Annotated in this window: 4 protein-coding genes and 1 pseudogene; 4 read left to right on the forward strand and 1 reads right to left on the reverse strand. The window is 37.2% G+C overall.

Going from position 1 to position 5,619, the window contains the following annotated elements:
- The first annotated feature begins 495 nt into the window (after positions 1-495).
- From JCM15548_RS19735 to JCM15548_RS19750, 3 genes and pseudogenes are all read left to right on the forward strand, one after another.
- Positions 496-2,009, forward strand: a pseudogene (locus tag JCM15548_RS19735) (tetratricopeptide repeat-containing sensor histidine kinase).
- A 21-nt stretch (positions 2,010-2,030) separates the two neighbouring features.
- Positions 2,031-2,780: a LytR/AlgR family response regulator transcription factor gene (locus JCM15548_RS19745; RefSeq protein WP_062128861.1), complete on the forward strand. Its 750-nt coding sequence runs from the start codon at positions 2,031-2,033 to the stop codon at positions 2,778-2,780.
- 107 nt (positions 2,781-2,887) lie between these two features.
- A complete protein-coding gene (locus tag JCM15548_RS19750) occupies positions 2,888-3,220 on the forward strand; it encodes a LytTR family transcriptional regulator DNA-binding domain-containing protein (RefSeq protein WP_062128863.1) in 333 nt (110 codons plus the stop codon).
- A gap of 22 nt (positions 3,221-3,242) precedes the next feature.
- On the opposite strand, the gene JCM15548_RS19755 is transcribed toward JCM15548_RS19750, so the two are convergent.
- Positions 3,243-3,407 (reverse strand): hypothetical protein, encoded by a 165-nt coding sequence (locus JCM15548_RS19755; protein ID WP_157483005.1) that lies wholly within the window; start codon positions 3,405-3,407, stop codon positions 3,243-3,245.
- Between the two features lie 66 nt (positions 3,408-3,473).
- On the opposite strand from JCM15548_RS19755, the gene JCM15548_RS19760 reads away from it, so the two are divergent.
- Positions 3,474-5,619, forward strand: a 2,146-nt coding sequence (locus tag JCM15548_RS19760; RefSeq protein WP_157483007.1) for a right-handed parallel beta-helix repeat-containing protein, incomplete at its 3' end; no start/stop codon positions are given.

The raw sequence follows: 5,619 nt of genomic DNA on the forward strand, positions 1-5,619 counted from the left end.
GTAAAAGAATAATAAATCATGACGTTTTTTAGTTTTAAATTTTCCATAGAGCCAATGGTTCGTTTCTTTTTGAGGGGAGCTGCGTTATGGTCTTTGTTTCTTTTTTCAAGCGTTAACGGGGAAGAGGTTGCGGTTTCTGCTAATTCTCAGGATTCTGCAAAGCAGGCTTTTATAGAGAACATTGAGCGCGCTCAGGATGATAAGGAATTATTAATGGATGCCTATTATGATTTTGGTGAGTATCTGGACGAAGAGGAAGCGGCCTATGAGGCTTCTATTATTCAATTTGAGTCGGCACTCAAAATCGCCCAAGATGTTAACAATCATGAGAGGGTTTCTTCATTCGCTAATTATCTGGCCTGTCTGTATTGTGTGTTAGGCGATTTTAGTAAAGCCATAGAAGCCTATGAGATGGCTTTGGAAAGTTCTGAGCATCTGCAGGATTTTCACAATATGGCCAAGGTCAGTATGAATATTGCCGGCACCTATAGCTTTATGGGCAATTACAAAGAGGCCGTTAGTCATGCTCTGTATGCCATCAATATAAAAGAAACCAAGAATGACCTTATTCGGATTTGCTACCACTATATTACATTGGGCAATATTTTTAGGGAAAATAACAATGTTTCGAAATGGGAGGAATATGTAAAAAAGGCCTACAGTTTGAAGGATGTTGATGGTTGCGCATCCTTTGATGATATAGCAAAAATATATAATGGTTTAGGGGGGCTTTCGAGTTGGGAGGAGGACTATGAAAAGGCCTTGAATTACTATGATACACTTCTGGTTTTAAGTAAAGAGGTTGAGTACGATCAAGGGATTTGTCTCGCTTTGACCAATAGTGCTCAGATTTATTTTGATTTGGGCCAGTTTGATAAGGCCTTGGATCTGACGCATCAAGCAGAGGCCTATTTTGGAGGGGATACTTATGATATTGTTTTTAATAACAATTGGAAAGCTGAATTGTATAAAGAACTTGGACAAAACGAAGCAGCCCTGGCACTTGTGAGGGAAAACATTCAACGTGACGATATTCAGTACTATTATACAGAAAGAATAAAAAGTCTGGGTTTGCTCTATGAATTGAATTTTAGACTTAAAAACTATCAGGAAGCTTATCGTTGGAATGATTCGTTAAGGACCGCAGAAAGTCAAATGCATGCAGAGGATGCCCGGCGTGTAGTTGAGGAGCTGGAGACACAGTATGAAACGGCCAAAAAGGAAAAGCAGATTGAGTTGTTGACCGTAGAGAATGAGTTAAAGACTCAGCGCTTGCGCACAGGCATGGTTGTTATTTTTATTTTGATAGTGCTCATCATTCTGGCTGTGTATATATACCAAATGAAAAGAAAGCAGGCTCAATTTATAGAAAATGACCTTCAGCAAAAAGTGTTAAGAGCTCAGATGAATCCCCATTTTATTTTTAATGTACTCAGCTCTATTCAATATTTTATGTTGGCCAACGACGCCAAGAAAGCATCCGGTATTTAAGTAGTTTGGCCGTGTTGATGCGATCTACCTTAGAGTTTTCAGCTTCTGAAATCATTACGTTGGATAAAGAGTTGGCCATGTTGAGAACTTATGCAGAGTTAGAGCAGATGCGGATGCCGGATAAATTTAGTTTTCAATTGCAAGTGGATAACCTGACAGATTGTGAGAGTATTCTTATTCCTCCCATGCTGATTCAGCCCTTTTTAGAAAATGCCCTGAAGCATGGTTTTAAGGGGGTTGGTTATAAAGGAGAGCTAAGGGTTTCTGTTTCAGATTTAGGAGACTGTGTGGCGTTTGTTATTGAAGACAATGGTGTGGGATTGAAAGATAAGAAGTACTCAGAAAACACCCATCGGTCCATGGCGATGGCTATATTTGAAGAAAGAAGAAGGCTTATCGTACAAAAGTATAAAAGGCATTTTGTTTTTGAAATGATTAATTTGAGAGATGTCAACCCTGAATTGTCGGGGGTTCGTGTTAACATTAATGTGCCGGTCTTGAATAGTAACAGCAAGTAAAGAAATCCTAAACTCAATAAGATGTTGAAAATAGCAATAATTGAAGATGAATTAGCCATCAGGGATACCTATAAAATTCTGCTTCGGGAAAATTTCTCTGATGTTGAAATAATTGGTGAAGCCGGCACTGTTGCTGGTGCTGTAAAATTGATTAAAGAAGGTGCCCCCCACATTGTCTTTATGGATATCGAATTGGAAGATGGCAACAGTTTTCAGGTACTACAAAATTTAAGGCCCTATCATTTTAAAATAATTTTCTTAACTGCCTATAACCACTATGCCATTAAAGCCATAAAGTTCAGTGCTTTTGATTATATTATGAAGCCGGTTAATGAGTATGAGTTTATTAATGCGGTACGTAATGCCATAGAAACAGTGAAGACAGCTCCCGATTCTCAGGAACAGGTAACTAATTTGCTGGACCATTATCAGGGTAGCCAAAAAAGCGGAAAGATTGTACTGCGCACAGCAGAAGCCATGTTCGTGGTTAATATTGCCACTATCTCGCACTGCAAAAGTGATAACAGTTATACCACTTTTTATCTTAAAGATAAGAAGGAGGTTTTGGTTTCGAAGGGTATGGGAGAATATGCGCACTTGCTGGAAGATTACGGTTTCTCCCGGCCGCACCAATCATTTCTGGTTAATATGAATCAAATTCATAAGATTGATAAAAGCGATGGGGGATTTGTAATTATGGAAAATGGGGCAGAAATACCCATTTCATCAAGAAGGAAGCAGCAATTTCTCAGCATACTGGAAACCATCTGATTTCCTTCTTTAATTACTGCAAATTCAAATCTGATCCAAACGGATTCAAATGCAATGGGTTTAAATTGATAAGGGGTATTAATTTCGTGTAAAACAAATTGTTTTGCATGGAAAAGCTAGTGCTCAAAGGATCTGATTTCCTTCTGTTTGTCAATATCTCCAATATTCTTTATTGCAAGGGAGATCGTCAAAGTACCCGTTTCTTTTTGGTCAATGAACCTCCTGTTGAGGTTCATCAGGGTATCCATTATTACCAAGACATCTTGCCAGCCGGAATTTTTATTCAATCAAGTCGTGGTACACTGATAAATATAAAACATGTCGACTCTATTCGTACGGCGTGGCCTCGGTATGTGGAATTGTCCAACAAACAACGTCTGCCGCTTGCCTATTCACGCAGGAATTATGCCATGGAGATGATTCAGCGCTTGCAAAGTTAGTTCCCTTAAATTCAACTGGCCTCTATGCTCCTGTCTTGCTTACTTTATTTTCCCCACAGATTAAAAATAAACTGTTAAAACCTGATTTGATGAATGTTTTTTTAAGCTCATGGATGGCTTTGATGGTAGTTTCAATGCTTTTAATGGCATGCAGTGGAAGCAGCTCTAAAAAAGGTTCAATGACCAATGTCTTTTTTTTGAACACCTTGAAGGATATGAAATAAACAAATGCAGTCACCTTAAACTGAAAAAAATGAAAGCACAAAAATTTGTCGTAAGCTTAATGCTTCTGTTCTGTTACTTTTTGGCTAATTCTCAAACCTTTTATGTGGGAATGCAGGAAGGTGATTTTACTTATATTCATGTTGCCATTGAGAAAATCATGCTTCATTATGACGAAGATCATGATGAAGAGATCGTTATTAAAGTAAGGAATTGGTTAGATAACCCTTTGGATGATGTTACTGTGTTGGAAAATTTGCATTACCAAAACGGTTTAACTATCGAAGGTGTCGATCATGTAAGTATTACCAACCCTTCTCCTTCCAGCGATGATAACTATGTTTTTAAAGTACACAATTCGAGTAATATAAAAATTAAAGGATTTACTTTTGAATCACACCCCGATTTTGGAACAGCCATTTTAATTACCGGAAAAAGCAATAATATTGAAATACTTGGGAATAGATTTGAGGGTGTTGAAACAACCGGTTCAAACTTCTTTAATCACAAGCTGGTAAATGTTTTAAAAGATAACTCCAATACCAATAATATTATTGATGTTACCATAGAGAATAACACTTTCAAAAGAGGTGGATATCATGTTGCGGCATTTAGCGGGTCGTCAACAAGTAACAGGTATGAAAATATATCCATAAAAGATAATAGAAATATTGGTGGAATAAATGGTTATGTTGCGACTTCTGTAAACGGCATAACCATTTCGGGAAATCAAATGGTTGTTCAGGAAAATGCAATAGCTCTTTCGGGGTGTGCCGGATATGGAGAAGGTGCAGAAAATATTAATATTTACGAAAATCGAATGTATGGCATAAAACAGTCGGGAATAAGTTTAGTAGGTTGTACGGGATACAATACAGAAGATCTGTCTAAAGCCAAAAATATCTGGAGCAATGATGTTGTCGTGCTGGGAATAAAGGATGCGAGCACGAGTAAAACATTGAAGGTTGAGAATAGCAACAATTTGTTGATTGTTCAAAATAATTTCATTAACAAATCCAATTATAATAACGATTATGTATTTATAAATTCAGCAGCTTTCGTTACGGGCAATAGCAATAAAATATACGCTAATAATATTGTTCAGGAGGGGCACGGAGTGGCCTTACATATTGCAGAAAAAGAAACAGATGATCCCCAAAGAGCTGATATAAGGTATAACAACTTATTTAGCAAAGGTAAGTTCTTGGTTAAAATGGGCAATGTGGCTTGCAGAACGGTTGATTTCTTTAATCTGACGTATTATCCACAATTGTCTTACGAGGCTTATGATGCCAATTATAGTGCCCCCTTCTTTTATCGGTATTTATGGAACATAGATCAAGACGATACCGGTGAAGGGCCTTATTTAACGTCCAATTTCCAATCTCCTTTTCTTGATAATAAAGGTTATCCCAACGCTGCCAATGCATTTGGGATTAATTACCCGTTAAATACCAGTTTTACCAGTTTTGAAGAATTTGCTGGCACTAACGGACGATTTGATATTGGCTGCTACGGATATAAATTTGAGGATGAAGAGGCTGTTGCTCCTATGCAAGGCACTTACCAGGTCGGAGTTGGAAAAGAATATTCTAAACTGTCTGATGTATTTCGTGATTTATCTTTGAGAGGCATTAGTGGGAATGTTGTGGTAGAATTAACCGATGAATTATATGATGAGAAGTTGGATATTGAATACATTCCCTGTACCGTATTTTACCCTTATGACAGAGGACTAAACGTAACCGTAAAATCTGCAATGGAACAAAAAGCCATTGTTGCTTATACGAATGCTGCAGCTGATGATTTGTATATTGTACGGCTTAATAATCAGCAAAACATAACTTTTGAGAATATTGTATTTGAAGATAGAAGTACCACTCATTTGAATGGTTTTTTTTTGGATGGAGCAAATTATGATGTTACGTTTGATGGCTGCATGTTTACATTGCCGGAGACCTCTTCTAAATATGCAGTTTATAGTCAGCTAAGAGAAACTTATTTGAATAAAATTGAATTTAATAATTCAATTTTTAATAATGGGGCAACCGCTCTCTACATGCAGGGAAGAGACGACTTTTCAAAAGGTGAAGGGATCTATATTAACAACTCTGTTTTTAATCATCAAACGACCCCTATTTATGTGAGTAGTACGAACAAAGTTTTTATAAAGAACT

It is taken from the genome of Geofilum rubicundum JCM 15548 (assembly GCF_000974365.1).
Taxonomy (GTDB): Bacteria; Bacteroidota; Bacteroidia; order Bacteroidales; family Marinilabiliaceae; genus Geofilum; species Geofilum rubicundum.